This window comes from Luteimonas sp. MC1895 (assembly GCF_016457215.1).
In the GTDB taxonomy this organism is placed as follows: domain Bacteria; phylum Pseudomonadota; class Gammaproteobacteria; order Xanthomonadales; family Xanthomonadaceae; genus Luteimonas.
The window spans coordinates 123,384-139,126 of the sequence record NZ_JAEMDY010000004.1; the positions used below are offsets into that span (position 1 = coordinate 123,384).

Sequence of the window (15,743 nt, forward strand, 5' to 3'; positions counted from 1 at the left end):
CTGTGAACAGCCCGCCCGGCGCGCTAGCGCTCCGAGTGCCCGCTGTCCTCGTGGCCGCGGCGCACGAACAGGTCGGGCTTGATCAGGTCGATGAAAGCCCGCGCCTGCGGTGACAGCACCTTGCCCTTGCGCACCACCACGCCGTAGCTGCGCGCCGGGAACCAGGCGTCGAGCGGGCGGATGGCGAGGCGTTCGCTGTCGGTGTCGTCCAGGCAGATTGAACTCACGATCGAAATGCCCAGACCCATCGCCACGTACTGCTTGATCACCTCCCAGCCGCCGACCTCCAGCGAGACCGTGTAGGGCACGCGCGCCTGCTGGAACACCAGGTCGACCAGGCGCCAGGTCACCTGTCGCTGCGGCGGCAGGATCAGCCCGTGCCTGGAGATGTCCTGCAGCGTCAGCCGCGGCGTGGTCGCCAGCGGATGGTCGAGCGGGGTGATCAGCATGGGCTGGAACGAATACACCGGCACGTAGCTGAGGTCGGTGGGCACGTCGAGCATCGAGCCGACCACCAGCTCCACGGTGTCCGCGCGCAGCAGGTCGGTGCCGTCGGCGCTGATGGTGTTGTGCAGGCGCAGGCGCACCTCGGGGTGCTGCTCGCGGAAGGCGCCGACGATGCGCGGCAGCAGGTACAGGATGGTCGAACTGTTGGCGGCGATCTCCAGTTCGCCCGCGTCCATGCCGGCCAGCTGGCGTCGGAAGGCCGCCGGGAGGGCGTCGATGCCCTCGACCAGGGGGCGGGCAAGTTCATACAGGGCCTCGCCTTCGCGGGTGGGCAGAAGGCGACGGCCGTTGCGCTCGAACAGCCGCGCACCCAGCTCGCGCTCGAGGGCCTGCAGCTGCTGGCTCACCGCCGGCTGGCTGACGTACAGCGCCTCGGCGGCGCGCGAGACCGAGCCCAGCCGGGCCACCTGGCAGAAGGCGCGCAGCGGCTTCAGGCGGTCCCCCTTGTAGGCGAATCGGGGCGTGCGTTCGGGGCTCAAGACCGCGACCTGCCTCAGGTATAAGTACAACTTATCAATCGCATTGTTATATCTGTTTTGTCAAATAAAGCCGGCGCAGGGATGGTGGCCAACCACGCCACGCCGGAGTCCGGAATGTCTGCAGCGCCCCAACATGCCGTCACCGATGTCCGCATTGTGGCCGGGTGCACGGCCGCCCCGGACCTGCTGGACGCGGCGGCCCTGGCCGTCCTCGGCGGCCTGCAGCAGCGCTTCGAGTCGCGACGCCAGGCCCTGCTCGCTGCGCGCCGCGACCGCCAGGCGGCCTTCGACCGCGGGGAGCTTCCCGACTTTCGCGCCGACACCCGTGCGATCCGCGAGGGCGACTGGCGCGTGGCGGCGCTTCCGCAGGCGCTGCTCGACCGCCGGGTCGAGATCACCGGCCCGGTCGATCCGAAGATGGTCATCAACGCGCTGAACTCCGGCGCCAGCTGCTACATGGCCGACTTCGAGGATTCGACCGCGCCGACCTGGGACGCGCTGCTGACCGGCCAGCGCGCGCTGCGGGAGGCGGTGGCCGGCACCCTGGCCTTCGACGGCGACACCGGCAAGGCCTACCGGCTCAAGCCCGAGGCCGAACGCGCCGTGCTGATCGTGCGTCCGCGCGGCTGGCACCTCGACGAGAAGCACCTGCTGGTCGACGGCGCCCGGATCTCGGCCAGCCTGTTCGATGCCGGCCTGTTCTGCGTCCTCAACGGCGCCGCACTCGCGGCCCGGGACCGCGGCCCCTACCTCTACCTGCCCAAGCTGCAGTCGATGGAGGAGGCCGCGCTCTGGAACGACGTGCTGGCGCACCTCGAGCAGGCGCTGGGCCTGCCCGCGGACTGCATCAAGGTCACCGTGCTGGTCGAGACGCTGCCCGCGGTGTTCGAGATGGACGAGATCCTGCACGCGCTGCGCGGCCGGATCGCGGGGCTCAACTGCGGGCGCTGGGACTACATCTTTTCCTACATCAAGACCTTCCGCGCGCATCGCGACCGCGTGCTGCCCGAGCGCGGCCAGGTGACGATGACCCAGCCGTTCCTCAAGGCCTATTCGGAGCTGCTGGTGCGCACCTGCCACCGCCGTGGCGCGCACGCGATGGGTGGCATGGCGGCGCAGATCCCGATTTCGGGCGACCCGGACGCGAACGAAGCCGCGGTGGCGCGGGTGCGCGCCGACAAGAAGCACGAAGCACGCGCCGGCCATGACGGAACCTGGGTCGCGCACCCGGCGCTGGTGCCGGTGGCACGGGAGATCTTCGATGCCGCGATGCCCGGCCCCCACCAGCACGCGGTCGCGCGCGAGGACGTCGACGTCGACCGTGAAGCGCTGATCGCGCCGCCGCTGGGCACGATCACCCGCGCCGGCTTCGAGGGCAACGTCGAGGTCTGCGTGCGTTACCTGGCCGCCTGGCTCGACGGCAGCGGCTGCGTGCCGATCCACTGGCTGATGGAGGATGCCGCCACCGCCGAGATCGCCCGCACCCAGCTGTGGCAGTGGCTGCACGCCGCGGATGGCGGCCACGCGCCGCTGCATCTCGACGACGGCAGCGTGATCGACGAGGTCCTCTTCGAACAGGCGCTGCTGAACCTGCCTTCGCGCCTGGCCGCGCAGGGGCCGATCCCGGGCGCGGGACGCGTTGCCGAAGCCATCGGGATGCTGGAAGAACTGACCCGCAGCACGACGCTGGAGGAGTTCCTGACCCTGCCGGCCTACGAACGACTGGCTTGAGCGCTCATGACCCCGTGCCCCGCGGCCTCTGCCCCCTCCTCCTCCTGTAGGAGCGGCTACAGCCGCGATCCCCGCAAACCCGAATCGCGGCTGCAGCCGCTCCTGCAAGACCCCGTTTTCATAAGAATCCGCACCCGCATGCGCCCTTCCCGCGGATCGCGGCCATGGCCGCTCCTACAACAAAGCCGCTCCTGCGGGAGCGGGCAGCTGAACCCACTGGAGATCCCGACATGAGCACGAAGCTTCCCAACGCCGACGCCATCCGCACCGACTGGACCACCAACCCGCGCTGGGCCGGGATCACCCGCAACTACTCCGCGGACGACGTGGTGCGCCTGCGTGGCACCGTGCACGTCGAACATTCGCTGGCGCGCCTGGGCGCGGAGAAGCTCTGGGGTTCGCTGCACCAGCGCCCCTACGTCAACGCGCTGGGCGCGCTGACCGGCAACCAGGCCATGCAGCAGGTCAAGGCCGGGCTGAAGGCGATCTACCTGTCCGGCTGGCAGGTGGCGGCCGACGCCAACCTCGCGGGCCAGATGTATCCCGACCAGTCGCTGTATCCCGCCGACTCGGTGCCGGCGGTGGTCAAGCGCATCAACAACGCGCTGCTGCGCGCCGACCAGCTGCACCACGCCGAGGGCGACGACTCGATCGACTTCCTGCAGCCGATCGTGGCCGACGCCGAGGCCGGCTTCGGCGGCGTGCTCAACGCCTTCGAGCTGATGAAGGCGATGATCGAGGCGGGTGCGGCCGGCGTGCACTTCGAGGACCAGCTGGCCAGCGTCAAGAAGTGCGGCCACATGGGCGGCAAGGTGCTGGTGCCCACGCGCGAGGCCGTGGAGAAGCTCAATGCCGCACGCCTGGCGGCCGATGTCTGCGGCGTGCCGACGATGCTGGTCGCGCGTACCGACGCCGAGGCGGCGGATCTGCTGACCAGCGACGTCGACGACAACGATCGCCCGTTCACCACCGGCGAGCGCACCGTCGAGGGCTTCTACAAGACCCGCAACGGCCTCGACCAGGCGATCAGTCGCGGCCTGGCCTATGCGCCCTACGCGGACCTGGTGTGGTGCGAGACCGGCAAGCCCGACCTCGGCTTCGCCCGCGCCTTCGCCGAGGCCATCCACGAGAAGTACCCGGGCAAGATGCTGGCCTACAACTGCTCGCCGAGCTTCAACTGGAAGAAGAACCTGGACGACGCCACGATCGCCCGATTCCAGGACGAGATCGCGACCTACGGCTACAAGTTCCAGTTCATCACGCTCGCCGGCTTCCATGCGCTGAACTACTCGATGTTCAACCTCGCGCACGGCTATGCGCGCCGCCAGATGAGCGCCTTCGTGGAGCTGCAGGAGTCGGAGTTCGCGGCGGCCGACAAGGGCTTCACCGCGGTCAAGCACCAGCGCGAGGTCGGCACCGGCTATTTCGACGCGGTGACCCAGGCGATCCAGCAGGGGCAGTCGTCGACCACGGCGCTCGCCGGTTCGACCGAGGAAGAGCAGTTCCAGGCCGCGGTCGCCTGATCGCGCTGCGGGCCGCCGGCGGCTCCCGATCCGCGGGGCCGGCCGGCGCTACTGCGCGACGAAGCCGCGATAGCCGAGGGCCTCGGCCAGGTGCGCGCTGCCGATGGCGTCGCGGCCATCGAGGTCGGCGATCGTGCGCGCGACGCGCAGGATCCGATGCATGGCGCGGGCCGACAGCTGCAGGCTGTCGATCGCGCGCTCCAGCAACGCCTGGTCGCCGTCCGCCAGGCGGCAATGCGCGGCGGTACCGGCCTGGTCGAGGTGCGCATTGAGCACGCCTGCACGCGCGAGCTGTCGTCCGCGCGCGGCCTCGACTCGGGCCCGCACGGCCGCGCTGGCCTCGCCGGCCGGCGCATCCGGCCGCAGCTCCGCGGGCGACATGCGCGGAACGTCGACGTGCAGGTCGATGCGGTCGAGCAGCGGGCCGGACACGCGCATGCGGTAGCGCTGCACGGCGTCGAGGCTGCATTGGCAGCGGCCCGAGGGATCGCCCGCCCAGCCGCAGGGACACGGATTCATCGCCGCGACGAGCTGGAAGCGCGCCGGGAACTCGCTCTGCCGCGCGGCGCGCGAGACCGTGACCGTGCCCGACTCCAGCGGCTCGCGCAGCACTTCGAGGACGCTCCTGCTCCACTCGGGCAGCTCGTCGAGGAACAGCACGCCGTTGTGCGCCAGCGAGATCTCGCCCGGACGCGGCTCGCCGCTGCCGCCCACCAGGGCGATGGCGCTGGCCGTGTGGTGCGGGGCGCGGAACGGCCGCTGCCGCCAGCGAGCCGGGTCGATGCCGCGGCCGCTGATCGAGGCGATCGCGGCGGTCTCCAGTGCTTCGGCCTCGCTGGCCTCGGGCAGGATGCCGGGCAGGCGCGAGGCCAGCAGGGTCTTGCCGCAGCCCGGGCTGCCGCTCAGCAGCAGGTGGTGTCCGCCGCTGGCGGCGATCTCCAGTGCCCGTCGCGCGCGCAGCTGGCCGCGCACGTCGGCGAGGTCCGGGCTGCCGGTCGCGCCCGTCCTGCCTCCAGGCTCGGCCGCGGCCCGGGGCAGGGCGCGCTGTCCGGTGAGATGCGCGCACACCTCCGACAGCGTACGGGCCACGCGCACGTCGACGCCGCGCGCCAGTGCCGCCTCGGCCCCGTTGCCGACAGGCACCACCAGCACGCGACCGGCCTCGCCGCAGGCCAGCGCAGCGGGCAGCACTCCGTCGACCGCACGCAGTTCGCCGGCAAGGCCCAGCTCGCCCATGAACTCGTGGCCGGCAAGCGCCGCCTGCGGCAGCTGGTCACTGGCCGCGAGGATGCCCAGCGCGATCGGCAGGTCGAAACGGCCGCCGCCCTTGGGCAGGTCGGCCGGCGCCAGGTTGACCGTGGTCACGCGCGGCGGGAATTCGTACTGGGCGCAGCGGATTGCCGCGCGCACCCGGTCCTTGGACTCGCGCACCGCGGCCTGCGGCAGCCCGACCATCGACATGCGCGGCAGTCCGCCGCTCATGTAGACCTCGACCGTCACTTCCGGCGCGCGCACGCCGGCGCGTGCACGGCCGTGCACGATCGCGAGCCCCGCCATGGCGGTGGCCTCAGTGGGGTTGCTGGGACTGCGGCGGCGGCGCCATCGGCGCGGCGCTGCCGCCTGCGCCGAGCTGGGATTCGAGCTGCGAGACCTGCGCCTGCAGGGCCTCGAGCTTCTCGCGGGTGCGCAGGAGCACCGCCTGCTGCACGTCGAATTCCTCGCGCGTCACCAGGTCGAGCCGCGCCAGGCCGGCCTGCAGGACCGACTTGAAGTTCTCCTGCAGCTCCTCGCGGCTTTCGCGCAGGCCGGGGGGCACCAGGCCACTGAGGCGGCGGGCAAGGTCGTCGATGTGTCCGAGGTCGATCATGTGGGGTGTCCTCCGGTGTTGCCTGCAGCCTGGCCGCGGCGGGGGTCGCGCGCCATCGGGTGCAGGCGCGCGGGGATGTGGGAAAAGGCCCGTCCGCCGCCCGGGCCGCGGTATCCTGCGCGCACCGAAAGCGGAGACCGCGTGATGAAGATGATCATGGCGATCATCAAGCCGTTCAAGCTCGACGACGTGCGCGAGGCGCTGTCGGAAGCCGGCGTGGCCGGGATCACCGTCACCGAGGTCAAGGGCTTCGGCCGGCAGAAGGGCCACACCGAGCTCTACCGCGGCGCCGAGTACGTGATCGATTTCCTGCCCAAGATCAAGCTCGAGGTCGCGGTCACCGACGACCAGGCCGAGCTGGTCACCGAGGCCATCCTCAAGGCGGCCTCGACCGGCAAGATCGGCGACGGCAAGGTCTTCGTGTACGAACTCGAGCGCGTGGTGCGCATCCGCACCGGCGAGCTGGACTCCGACGCCCTGTAGGAGCGCCTGTAAGAGCGTCTGTAGGAGCGGCTACAGCCGCGATCGGCGTTCGGTCCTGGCGGCGGCGGTCCCGGCAGGCCGGGATCGCGGCTGTAGCCGCTCCTGCAGGGCGCGGCGCGCGCGCTTCAGCCCAGCGCTTCGGCCACGAACGGCGGCAGCACCTGTGCGGCCTTGTGGATGTCGGCGCTGTAGTACTTCGTGTCGAAGTCCTTCTCGCGCGCGTCGTCCTCGCGGAAGCCGAACCCACGACCGCCCTTGCGCGCCAGCGTGCAGCTCCACCAGCCGGTGGGGTAGCAGGGCTGCGGGAAGGGCAGCGTCTGGAAGCTGTCGAAGCCGGCCTTGCCCATCTCGGCGCGCATGGCCTGGATCAGCTCCAGCAGCACCAGCGGCGACTCCGACTGCTGCACCAGGATGCCGTCGTCCTTCAGCGCGCGGAAGCAGCTTTCGAAGAAGCTCTTGTTGAACAGTCCTTCGGCCGGGCCCACCGGGTCGGTCGAATCCACGATCACCACGTCCAGGCTTCCCGGCGCGCAGTTGGCCATGTACGCGATGCCGTCGTCGAACATCACTTCGGCGCGCGGATCAGTGTTGGATTCGCACAGCTCGGGGAAATACTTCTCCGCCATGCGCGTGACCTGCTCGTCGATGTCGCACTGCACGGCCTTCTCGACGCCCGGATGCTTCAGCACCTCGCGCAGCGTGCCGCAGTCGCCGCCGCCGATGATCACCACCTGCTTCGGGTCGGCATGGGTAAACAATGCCGGGTGCGTCATCATCTCGTGGTAGAGGAAGTTGTCGCGCGTGGTGACCATCATCGCGCCGTCGATGAGCATGACGTTGCCCCAGTCGGTCGATTCGAAGATCTCGATCTTCTGGAACGGCGACTGCACCTCGTCGAGCTTGCGCGTGACGCGGTAGCCGATGGCGGAGCCGGCGGGATCGAAGTTCTCGTAGAGCCAGGTCGGGGCGGTCATTGCGGGCGTCCGGAAGCGGGAGCGAAGGCCGCGGATTGTAGCGGACGGCCCCGGTCGGGCATGTCGCCACGCCTTGCACAGCGGGAATCGCAACGGTCCTGCATGTCGTTGCGCTTCCCCGACAGGGACCGCGTGGCTGGCGCGAGCGGCCAGCGGCGGAACGGCGTTCGCTGGCGACGTTTGCACGGGGAGTTGCCGCCCCGAAGGCTAGAATGCCGATCCCTTCACGTGCCCCGGATCTCCGCCCATGACCGCCTGGTCCATCGACCAAGCCCGCAAGACCTATTCGATCCCGCACTGGTCCTCGGGTTATTTCGACGTCGACGGCGCCGGCCGCGTGGTGGTCCGGCCGCGCGGCGCGGGCGGGCCGTCGATTCCGCTGCCCGAGGTCGTGGACCGCGCGCTGGACCAGGGCGCGAACCTGCCGATGCTGGTGCGCTTCCCCGACGTGCTGGGCGACCGCCTGGGCGCGCTGCAGTCGGCGTTCGCGCAGGCGCAGGCCGACTGGGACTACGCCGGCGGCTACACGGCGGTATATCCGATCAAGGTCAACCAGCACCGCGGCGTGGCCGGAACGCTGGCCTCGCACGCGGGCGAAGGCTTCGGCCTGGAAGCGGGCAGCAAGCCCGAGCTGATGGCGGTGCTGGCGCTCTCGCGCCCGGGCGGTCTGGTGATCTGCAACGGCTACAAGGACCGCGAGTACATCCGCCTGGCGCTGATCGGCCGCAAGCTGGGCATGAATGTCTTCATCGTGGTCGAGAAGCCCTCCGAGCTGAAGCTGGTCATGGAGGAGTCGAAGGCGCTGGGCGTGGCGCCGGTGCTTGGCGTTCGCATGCGCCTGGCCTCGCTGGGCGCGGGCAAATGGCAGAACTCCGGCGGCGACAAGGCCAAGTTCGGCCTCAGCCCGCGGCAGCTGCTGGACCTGTGGAAGTCGCTGCGCGATGCCGGCATGGGCGATGCGCTGAAGCTGCTGCATTTCCACATGGGTTCGCAGATCTCCAACGTGCGCGACATCGCGCGCGGCATGCGCGAGGCCACGCGCTATTTCGTCGAGCTGTCCCAACTGGGCGCTGACATCGACTACGTCGACGTCGGCGGCGGCCTCGGCATCGACTACGAGGGCACGCGCTCGCGCAGCTACAACTCGGTCAACTACGGCATGGCGCAGTACGCGTCCAATATCGTGCAGCCGCTGGCTGACGCCTGCGCCGAGGCCGGCCTGCGCCAGCCGCGCCTGGTGACGGAGTGCGGGCGGGCGATGACCGCGCACCACGCGGTGCTGGTGGCCAACGTGTCCGAGGTCGAAGCCGCGCCCGAGGGCCGCGTGCCGGACGCGCACGACGACGAGCCGGCGGTGATCCGCCACCTGCGCGACATCCACTCGGAGCTGGAGGAGCGTCCGGCGGTCGAGCTGTTCCAGGAGGCGCAGCACCACCACGCCGAGGGCCTGAGCCTGTACGCGCTCGGCCAGCTCGACCTGGTGCACCGCGCGCGCATCGACGACCTGTTCTATGCCATCGCCCACGCCGTGAAGGCGCGGCTGACCTACGACGAGAAGAGCCACCGTGCCGTGCTCGACGAGCTCAACGAGCGCCTGGTCGACAAGTACTTCGTCAACTTCAGCGTGTTCGAATCGATGCCCGACGTCTGGGCGATCGACCAGGTGTTCCCGATCGTGCCGATCGAGCGCCTGGACGAGGCGCCCACGCGTCGCGGCACCATCGCCGACCTGACCTGCGACTCCGACGGCAAGATCGACACCTACGTCGAGAACGAGGACCTGGACAGCTCGCTGCCGCTGCACGAACTGCGCGCCGGTGAAAGCTACCGCCTGGGCTTCTTCCTGGTGGGTGCCTACCAGGAAATCCTGGGCGACATTCACAACCTGTTCGGCGACACCGACGTGATCGCAGTGAAGGTGGATGGCGAGGGCTATGCCATCGCCCAGCAGCGCCGCGGCGACACCACCGACGTGATGCTCGACTACGTCGGCTACGCGCTGGACGACCTGCGCGCCGAGTACGACGCCAAGGTCGCCGCCGCCGCGCTGCCCGCCGACGAGGCGACCAACCTGCGCGCCGCGCTGGAAGCCGGCCTCACCGGCTATACCTACCTGGACGACACACCCCTCGACTGAACGCCCACGCATGCACTGTAGGAGCGGCTACAGCCGCGATCGCTTCGGCGTCACGGCTGATCGCGGCTGTAGCCGCTCCTACAGTGCGCGGGGCTGATCGGGCCTGCGTGCTGGATCTGATCGCGGCTGTAGCCGCTCCTACAGGGGTGGCGGCGGCGTGGCGCGCCAGGGCGCGGCGACGAGCAGGACGCCGAGGAGCACCAGGGTCGCGCCCGCGATCCGCGTCCAGTCGGCGGGGCGCTGCGCCTGCAGGACGCCGAAGTGGTCGAGCGCGAGTGACGCCACCACCTGGCCCAGCACCGCCAGGCAGATCGCCGAAGCCGCGCCCACGCGCGGGATCAGCAGGGTGAACACCGCGACATAGACCGCGCCGAGCACGCCGCCGATCCAGATCCACGCCGGGAAGCGCGCGTCGGGCGCCGCGCCCCAGGGCGTGCGCATCGCCAGCAGCCAGGCGCCCAGCACCACGCTGCCGACCAGGAACGAGACGAAGGCCGCCATCACCGGCCCGTGCAGCGCGCCCGCCAGGCGCGCATTGACCAGCCCCTGCAGCGGCAGCACCGCGCCGATGGCGACGATCGCGAGCATCGCCAGCCAGGGATTCACGGCGCCCGGTGGACCTGCAGTCCGGCCAGCGACTGGCTCACCGGCATGACTTCCAGGCGGTTGATGTTGAGGTGCGGCGGCAGGGTGGCGATCCACCAGGTGGATTCGGCCACGTCGGCGGCCGTGATCGGCTGCGTTCCCGCGTACAGCGCGTCGGAAGCGCCCTGGTCGCCGCCGGTGCGCACGAGGGTGAACTCGGTTTCCGCCAGCCCGGGCTCGATCACGCTCACGCGCACGCCGGTGCCGTGCAGGTCCGAGCGCAGGTTCAGCGAGAACTGGTCGACGAAGGCCTTGGTGGCGCCATAGACGTTGCCACCGGGGTACGGATAGACGCCCGCGACCGAGCCGATGTTGACGATCGCGCCGCGGCGTTCGATGAGCACCGGCAGCAGCCGGTGTGTCATCGTGACCAGCGCGGTGACGTTGGTGTCGATCATCTGCCGCCACTGGGCGAGGTCGCAGGCCTGTGCCGGCGCGGTGCCCAGCGCCAGTCCGGCGTTGTTGACCAGCAGGTCGACGTCGCGGAACGGTGCCGGAATCGCATCGATCGCGGCACCCATGGCGTCGGCGTCGCGGATGTCGAAGCAGGCGGTGTGCACGCGCTCGCGGCCGAGGCGGTCGGCGAGCGCATCCAAGCGGTCCTGCCGGCGCCCGGTGGCGATGGCGCGCCAGCCGCCGGAGACGAAACGCTCGACGATCGCGGCGCCGAATCCGGCCGTGGCGCCGGTGACGAGCAGGGTCTTCATGCCGTCAGCGGGCGCGGATCGCCAGCGCTTCGAGCCCGCCGTTGCCGAGCTTCTGCTTGGCTTCGGCCAGCTCCGAGGCGGTGCCATAGGGCCCCATCCGCACCCGATACATGGCGCGGCCGTCGATGTCGGCCTGTTCGACGCGGGCGACCAGGCCGAGCATGGCGATGCGCGCCTTCAGCGCCTCGGCGTCGGTGTTGCTGGCGAACGAGCCGGCCTGGAGGATGTAGCGCACGCCGTCGGCGGCCGGCGCCGACGCGGTGGCCGCGGGCGCCGCCGCGGGCGTCGCGGTGGCCGCCGGTGCCGGCGTGGCCGGCCGCGTCGGCGTCGCCGCAGGGGCCGGGGCATCCGCCGCCAGCTCCGCGGCATCGGCATCCAGCTCGCGCTGCTGCGCGGCGCGCTCGCGGGCCAGCAGCTCGGCCTGGCGCTCCTGCTCGGCGCGCGCGCTCGCGGCCAGTTCGGCGTCGGTCATGGCCACTTCCTGGCCCGGCAGCAGGGTGTAGAAGTCGTACTGCGTGCCGGCCGCGGCATCGTCCTGCGGGCGTCCCGACTGCGACGGGCGCGTCGGTGCCGGCGCGTCATCGGCGACGCTCTCGCCGGCCTCGGGGCTGGCGACGGCAGGCGTCGCGTCCGGGTTCGGCGTCGGCCGGAAGAAGCCCTGGTCACCGCCGGATTTCAGCAGCTTCGGCGCCGCCATCACCACCACGATGGTCAGCAGCACGCCGATGATCATCCAGACCCATCCCGGCAGCGACGCGCTGCTGCCGCTGTTGCGCCGTGCCTGGGACTTGCCACGCTTGACTGCCACTTACATCGCCTCCGGGGCCTGCACGCCCAGCACGCCCAATCCGTTCGCGAGCACCTGGCGGGTGGCCAGGGCCAGGGCCAGGCGTCCGTCGCGGACGTCGGCCTCATCCACCAGGAACTGGTGGTCGTTGTAATACGACTGGAAGGCCTGTGCCAGCTCCAGCAGGTATTGCGCCACCAGGTGCGGTTCGAGCAGCTGTCCGGCGGCCGCGAGCAGCTCCGGCCAGCGGCTGATCGAGGTCACCAGTTCCAGGGTGGCGGCGCTGTCCAGGTCCAGCGCCTGCGCCAGGCCGTTGTCCAGGTCGAAGGCCAGGCCGCGCTCGTCCACCTGGCGCATCAGGCCGCAGATGCGCGCGTGCGAGAGCTGCACGTAGTAGACCGGGTTGTCGAGCGACTGGCTGCGCGCCAGGTCGATGTCGAACACCAGCTGCGAGTCGGGCTTGCGCGCGACCAGGAACCAGCGCGTGGCGTCGCGCCCGGCCTCGTCGATCAGGTCGCGCAGGGTGAGGTAGCTGCCCGCGCGCTTCGAGAGCTTCACTTCCTCCCCGCCGCGCATCACCGTGACCATCTGGTGCAGCACGTATTCGGGATAGCCCTGCGGGATGCCGGCGTCGAGCGCCTGCAGGCCGGCCTTCACCCGCGCCAGCGAGCCATGGTGGTCGGCGCCGAGCTCGGTGATCGCGCGTTCGTAGCCGCGCTGCCACTTGGACAGGTGGTAGGCGACGTCGGGCACGAAATAGGTGTAGGTGCCGTCGGACTTGCGCATCACGCGGTCCTTGTCGTCGCCGAAGGCGGTCGTGCGCAGCCACAGCGCGCCGCCCTCTTCGTAGGCATGGCCACGTTCGACCAGCTGGCGCACGGTGTCCTCGACCTTACCCCCGGCATACAGCGAGGACTCGAGGAAGTAGACGTCGAAGGACACGCCGAAGGCGGCCAGGTCGCCGTTCTGCTCGTTGCGCAGCCAGGCGACGGCGAAGCGCCGGACGGCGTCGGTGTCGTCGGCGTCGCCGGTGCCGTGCACGACCTGGCCTTCGACCTCGACGCTCTCGCGATCGAGGAAGGCGCGGGCCACGTCGGCGATGTAGTCGCCACGGTAGCCGTCCTCGGGCCAGCCGGCGTCGTCCGGGCGGATGCCGCGCGCGCGCGCCTGCACCGAGCGGGTCAGGTTCTCGATCTGCACGCCGGCGTCGTTGTAGTAGAACTCGCGCTTCACGTCCCAGCCGTTGGCATCGAGCACGCGCGCGATGCAGTCGCCGATCACCGCCGCGCGGCCGTGGCCGACGTGGAGCGGGCCGGTGGGATTGGCCGAGACGTATTCGACGCCGGCCACGCGCCCCGCGCCGCTGGCATTGCGGCCGTAGGCCGGGCCCTGCGCGTGCACGTCGCGCAGTTGGCGCTGCCAGGCGTCGGCCGAAAGGCGGAAGTTGAGGAAGCCGGGGCCGGCGATCTCCACCGCGGCGATGTCGCCGCCGGCCGGGATCGCGTCCACCAGCGCCTGGGCGATCGCGCGCGGGTTGCTGCGCGCGGGCTTCGCCAGCAGCATCGCGGCGTTGCTGGAAAAGTCGCCGTGCGCGCGGTCCTTGGGACGCTCGATGACGAAATCGGGCGCGGCCAGGTCGGGGGGCAGGGTGCCCTGTTCGCGGAGGGCGGCGATGCCCTGTTCGACCAGGGCCTTGAGCGTTGATTTCACTGGGTCTGGGGCTGCGGCGTACGGCTGCACATTGTACGCGAGGCGGCCACGGCGGCCCGGCGCAGCCGCGACCGCAGCCCCGGCATCCCCGCCTAGACCCAGCCGCGCGCCGCCAGCGAGACCGGCGCGCCGTCGCCGATGACGAAATGGTCCAGCAGGCGGACATCGACCAGGTGCAGGGCCTGCTTGAGCCGCGCGGTCACCGCGCGGTCGGCGGCGCTGGGTTCGCTGCTGCCGCTCGGATGGTTGTGGCCGACGATGACCGCGGCGGCGTTGTGCGCCAGGGCCCGCCGCACGACCTCGCGCGGGTGCACCTCGGCGCCGTCCACCGTGCCGCGGAACAGCTCCTCGAAGGCCAGCGCGCGGTGGCGGGTGTCGAGGAACAGGGCCGCGAACACCTCGCTGGGATGGCCGCGCAGGCGCTGGGCGAAATAGCGGCCCGCGGCCTGCGGATCGGTCAGCGCCTCGCCGCGCTCCAGGCGCGAGGCCATGTGGCGGCTGGCCAGCTCCAGCGCCGCGGCCAGCTGGCAGGCGCTCGCCGGCCCCAGCCCGGGCAGCTTGAGCAGGTCGGCAGCCGGGAGCTCCAGCAGCCGCCGCAGCGGGCCATGGTCGGCCAGCAGCCGGCGCGCGGTGGCCACCGCGTCCAGCCCGCGCACGCCCGAGCCGAGGAACAACGCCAGCAGTTCGGCGTCCGACAGCACCGCGGCACCGCGGGCGAGCAGCTTCTCGCGCGGACGTTCGCCGCTGGGCCAGTCGCGGATATGCATCACGGGGTCTCCAAAGTGGTCGTCGGCCGCCGGCGCGTCGCGGCAGGGGAAGGGCACCGCGTGGCAGGTGTCGGGGGGCGCCTGCGCCGGCAGCCGACGTGGCGCCATTGCACGCGATTGGCGCCAGCGCCGCCGCCGGCCGGCCAAGGCCGTTCGGGTAAGCTGTCGAACCCTTCCCGGGTCAGGACACTCCGAGCGCGCATGGCCAGTGCCCACAGCCCACTCGATGGCGAACGCATCCTCCTCTGCGTGTGCGGCGGCATCGCCGCATACAAGTCCGCCGACCTCGTGCGCCGGCTGCGCGACGCCGGCGCGCAGGTGCGCGTCGCGATGACCGAGGGCGCGACGCATTTCGTCGGTGCCACCACCTTCCAGGCCCTGTCGGGCGAAACCGTGCGCACGTCGCTGTGGGATCCGGCGGCCGAGGCCGCGATGGGCCACATCGAACTGGCCCGCTGGGCGACCCGGGTGCTGGTCGCGCCGGCCACCGCCAACACGCTGGCCAAGCTCGCCAACGGGTTCGCCGACAACCTGGTGACCACGCTGTGCCTGGCCACGACGGCGCCGCTGGCGCTGGCCCCGGCGATGAACCACCGCATGTGGCTGCACCCGGCGACGCAGGCCAACATGGCGCGCCTGCGCGAACGCGGCGCACGGGTGGTCGGGCCGGTGGACGGGCCGCTGGCCGAGGGCGAGTCGGGCCCGGGCCGCATGGCCGAGCCGCTGGACATCGTCGCCGCGCTGGCGGCCCCGGCGGCATGACCGTCGGAGACCTCGCCGGCCTGCGCGTGGTGGTCAGCGCCGGGCCGACGTTCGAGGACATCGATCCGGTGCGCTTCGTCGGCAACCGCAGCAGCGGCAAGACCGGATTCGCCATCGCCGCCGCGGCCGCGCGGCGCGGCGCCGACACCGTGCTGGTCGCCGGACCGGTGGCGCTGGACACGCCGGCCGGCGTCGAACGCCGCGACGTGCGCTCGGCCGCGCAGATGCACGATGCGGTGCTGGCCGCGCTGCCGGCCGATGTCTACGTCGGCGCCGCCGCCGTCGCCGACTTCACCCCGGCCACGGTCGCCGGCGGCAAGCTCAAGAAGCAGCCCGGCACGGACGGCCTGGTGCTGGAGCTGGTGCGCACCGCCGACATCCTCGCCGACGTCGCCGCGCACCCGCAGCGCCCGCGCCTGGTGGTCGGCTTCGCCGCCGAGACCGGCGACCTCGCCGACAATGCCCGCGACAAGCTGCGCCGCAAGCGCGTGGACATGATCGCCGGCAACCTCGTCGGCATGGCCGGCAGCGGCTTCGAGGCCGACGACAACACCCTGCACGTCTTCGATGCCACGGGCGTGCGCGTGCTCGGCCCCGCGGCGAAGACCGCGCTGGCCGACGCGCTGCTCGACCTCGTGGCCGCGCGCCTGCCGTGACCGACCGA

General features: G+C 71.4%; 13 protein-coding genes and 1 pseudogene. 5 read left to right on the plus strand and 9 right to left on the minus strand.

Annotated elements, in window-relative coordinates; genetic code table 11:
• Nucleotides 1–23 precede the first annotated feature (23 nt).
• Nucleotides 24–986, minus strand: a complete 963-nt coding sequence (locus JG616_RS11045) for a LysR family transcriptional regulator (protein ID WP_199392595.1) — start codon at nucleotides 984–986, stop codon at nucleotides 24–26.
• Between the two features lie 114 nt (nucleotides 987–1,100).
• Here JG616_RS11045 and aceB point away from each other — a divergent pair, with 114 nt between their 5' ends.
• Both aceB and aceA read left to right on the plus strand, forming a co-directional pair.
• Nucleotides 1,101–2,717 (plus strand): malate synthase A, encoded by a 1,617-nt coding sequence (gene aceB, locus JG616_RS11050; RefSeq protein WP_199392596.1) that lies wholly within the window; start codon nucleotides 1,101–1,103, stop codon nucleotides 2,715–2,717.
• Between the two features lie 230 nt (nucleotides 2,718–2,947).
• The gene (aceA, locus tag JG616_RS11055) at nucleotides 2,948–4,240 is read left to right on the plus strand and encodes an isocitrate lyase (RefSeq protein WP_199362959.1); all 1,293 of its coding nucleotides are present in this window, start codon (nucleotides 2,948–2,950) and stop codon (nucleotides 4,238–4,240) included.
• Between the two features lie 48 nt (nucleotides 4,241–4,288).
• Here aceA and JG616_RS11060 read toward each other — a convergent pair whose 3' ends face one another.
• Together JG616_RS11060 and JG616_RS11065 are read right to left on the minus strand one after the other, a co-directional pair.
• The gene (locus JG616_RS11060) at nucleotides 4,289–5,797 is read right to left on the minus strand and encodes a YifB family Mg chelatase-like AAA ATPase (protein ID WP_199392597.1); all 1,509 of its coding nucleotides are present in this window, start codon (nucleotides 5,795–5,797) and stop codon (nucleotides 4,289–4,291) included.
• A 10-nt stretch (nucleotides 5,798–5,807) separates the two neighbouring features.
• A complete protein-coding gene (locus JG616_RS11065; RefSeq protein WP_199362957.1) occupies nucleotides 5,808–6,107 on the minus strand; it encodes an accessory factor UbiK family protein in 300 nt (99 codons plus the stop codon).
• A 144-nt stretch (nucleotides 6,108–6,251) separates the two neighbouring features.
• Between JG616_RS11065 and JG616_RS11070 the strand changes: the two genes are divergently transcribed.
• Nucleotides 6,252–6,590, plus strand: a complete 339-nt coding sequence (locus JG616_RS11070; RefSeq protein ID WP_199362956.1) for a P-II family nitrogen regulator — start codon at nucleotides 6,252–6,254, stop codon at nucleotides 6,588–6,590.
• A 125-nt stretch (nucleotides 6,591–6,715) separates the two neighbouring features.
• Here JG616_RS11070 and speE read toward each other — a convergent pair whose 3' ends face one another.
• On the minus strand, nucleotides 6,716–7,564 hold the full coding sequence (gene speE, locus JG616_RS11075) for a polyamine aminopropyltransferase (protein ID WP_199392598.1): 849 nt from the start codon (nucleotides 7,562–7,564) through the stop codon (nucleotides 6,716–6,718).
• Between the two features lie 247 nt (nucleotides 7,565–7,811).
• On the opposite strand from speE, the gene speA reads away from it, so the two are divergent.
• Nucleotides 7,812–9,701 carry an arginine decarboxylase gene (gene speA / locus JG616_RS11080; RefSeq protein ID WP_199392599.1) on the plus strand — a complete coding sequence of 630 codons (1,890 nt, stop codon included), beginning with the start codon at nucleotides 7,812–7,814 and terminating at the stop codon, nucleotides 9,699–9,701.
• Between the two features lie 138 nt (nucleotides 9,702–9,839).
• On the opposite strand, the gene JG616_RS11085 is transcribed toward speA, so the two are convergent.
• The 5 genes from JG616_RS11085 to radC form a co-directional block, all read right to left on the minus strand.
• The gene (locus JG616_RS11085; protein WP_199363377.1) at nucleotides 9,840–10,307 is read right to left on the minus strand and encodes a DMT family transporter; all 468 of its coding nucleotides are present in this window, start codon (nucleotides 10,305–10,307) and stop codon (nucleotides 9,840–9,842) included.
• Nucleotides 10,304–11,053 carry an SDR family NAD(P)-dependent oxidoreductase gene (locus tag JG616_RS11090; RefSeq protein WP_199363376.1) on the minus strand — a complete coding sequence of 250 codons (750 nt, stop codon included), beginning with the start codon at nucleotides 11,051–11,053 and terminating at the stop codon, nucleotides 10,304–10,306. The genes JG616_RS11085 and JG616_RS11090 overlap by 4 nt, the downstream gene beginning before the upstream one ends.
• 4 nt (nucleotides 11,054–11,057) lie before the next feature.
• Complete coding sequence (locus JG616_RS11095; RefSeq protein ID WP_199392600.1) at nucleotides 11,058–11,861, minus strand: SPOR domain-containing protein; 804 nt, start codon at nucleotides 11,859–11,861, stop codon at nucleotides 11,058–11,060.
• Nucleotides 11,862–13,550 (minus strand): arginine--tRNA ligase, encoded by a 1,689-nt coding sequence (gene argS, locus JG616_RS11100; protein WP_199363374.1) that lies wholly within the window; start codon nucleotides 13,548–13,550, stop codon nucleotides 11,862–11,864.
• Between the two features lie 92 nt (nucleotides 13,551–13,642).
• Entirely contained in the window at nucleotides 13,643–14,317 is a 675-nt protein-coding gene (radC, locus tag JG616_RS11105; protein WP_199363381.1) for a DNA repair protein RadC, read from the minus strand.
• Between the two features lie 201 nt (nucleotides 14,318–14,518).
• On the opposite strand from radC, the pseudogene coaBC reads away from it, so the two are divergent.
• A pseudogene (coaBC, locus tag JG616_RS11110) lies at nucleotides 14,519–15,735 on the plus strand (bifunctional phosphopantothenoylcysteine decarboxylase/phosphopantothenate--cysteine ligase CoaBC).
• Nucleotides 15,736–15,743: the final 8 nt, after the last annotated feature.

Coding starts and splice junctions, on each gene's coding strand:
- speA (WP_199392599.1), top strand. CDS start 7,812: ATGACCGCCTGGTCCATCGACCAAGCCCGCAAGACCTATTCGATCCCG.
- JG616_RS11090 (WP_199363376.1), bottom strand. CDS start 11,053: ATGAAGACCCTGCTCGTCACCGGCGCCACGGCCGGATTCGGCGCCGCG.
- JG616_RS11065 (WP_199362957.1), bottom strand. CDS start 6,107: ATGATCGACCTCGGACACATCGACGACCTTGCCCGCCGCCTCAGTGGC.
- aceA (WP_199362959.1), top strand. CDS start 2,948: ATGAGCACGAAGCTTCCCAACGCCGACGCCATCCGCACCGACTGGACC.
- JG616_RS11070 (WP_199362956.1), top strand. CDS start 6,252: ATGAAGATGATCATGGCGATCATCAAGCCGTTCAAGCTCGACGACGTG.
- JG616_RS11060 (WP_199392597.1), bottom strand. CDS start 5,797: ATGGCGGGGCTCGCGATCGTGCACGGCCGTGCACGCGCCGGCGTGCGC.
- radC (WP_199363381.1), bottom strand. CDS start 14,317: ATGCATATCCGCGACTGGCCCAGCGGCGAACGTCCGCGCGAGAAGCTG.
- speE (WP_199392598.1), bottom strand. CDS start 7,564: ATGACCGCCCCGACCTGGCTCTACGAGAACTTCGATCCCGCCGGCTCC.
- aceB (WP_199392596.1), top strand. CDS start 1,101: ATGTCTGCAGCGCCCCAACATGCCGTCACCGATGTCCGCATTGTGGCC.